Raw genomic sequence first — 1,111 nt, 5'->3', positions numbered from 1 at the left:
TTGACTTGCACCTCGGGCTGAAGCCCGAGGATTCTGGCCTTCTCGACTTGTTGCTGTGCCGCTACGCGGCACGGGGTTCGGTCGGGAATCCGTGGCTTCCTGTTTCTTCGCGCTGTGCCGGGATTGCTCCTGGTCTTACCGGCGCTCCGCAGGCCGATGCCGCCAGTCCGGCGGCCGTTTTCACGTTGATCGCGGCATTGTGGTCCCGGTCGTGGACGGTGCCGCAGGCGCTGCAGGTCCATTCCCGGACGTTCAGGGGTTTGGGTCCGTCCTTGACGCCGCAGGTGGAGCAGACCTGACTCGTCGGCTCGAACCGGCCGATCTTGACCAGGGTCCGGCCGTACCGGGCCGCTTTGTACTCCAGCATGCTGATGAACGAGGACCATCCGGCGTCGTGCACACTCTTGGCCAGCCTGGTGCGTGCCAGTCCCGTCACCGACAGGTCCTCCACGGCGATCCCTTGGTTCTCGCAGATCAGCTGGGTGGAGAGCTGGTGGTGGAACTCGCGGCGGGCATCGGTGACCTTGGCGTGGGCGCGGGCGACCTTCAGGCGGGCCTTCTCGCGGTTCTTGCTTCCCTTCTGTTTGCGGGACAGCTCCTGCTGGGCCTTCTTCAGCTTCTTCTCCGCGCGCCGCAGGAAGCGCGGGGAGTCGATTTTCGTGCCGTCGGACAGGACCGCGAAGTGGGTGAGACCGAGGTCGATGCCGATCGTCTGGCCGGTGGCGGGCATCCGTGTCGCGTCGGCGGCGGAGTCGGTGTCGATGACGAAGGAGGCGAAGTACCGCCCGGCCGCGTCCTTGATGACGGTGACGGAGGAGGGGGTGGTGGGCAGGGTGCGGGACCATGTCACCTTCACCGCGCCGATCTTGGGCAGGTTCAGACGGCCTTTGTCGGTGATGTTCCAGCGGGCGTTGGCGGTGAACCGGATCGACTGCCGCTTGTCCTTGCGGGACTTGAAGCGGGGCGGCCCGATCTTGGGCCCCTTGCGGGTGCCTTTGAGGGAGGCGAAGAAATTGCGGTAAGCGGTCTCGGCGTCGCGCAGGGACTGCTGGAGGACGACCGCGGAGACCTCGCCCAGCCAGGACCGTTCCGCTGTCCGCTTGGCCTCGGT

At 66.4% G+C, this 1,111-nt stretch carries 1 protein-coding gene; it reads right to left on the bottom strand.

Annotated elements, in window-relative coordinates:
* Positions 1–61 precede the first annotated feature (61 nt).
* The coding region (locus tag M2271_RS42425; RefSeq protein WP_280892815.1) for an RNA-guided endonuclease TnpB family protein at positions 62–1,111 on the bottom strand (1,050 nt) is incomplete at its 5' end.

This window comes from Streptomyces sp. LBL, assembly GCF_029893585.1.
In the GTDB taxonomy this organism is placed as follows: domain Bacteria; phylum Actinomycetota; class Actinomycetes; order Streptomycetales; family Streptomycetaceae; genus Streptomyces.
This window is presented reverse-complemented; position numbering and strand designations above follow the sequence as displayed.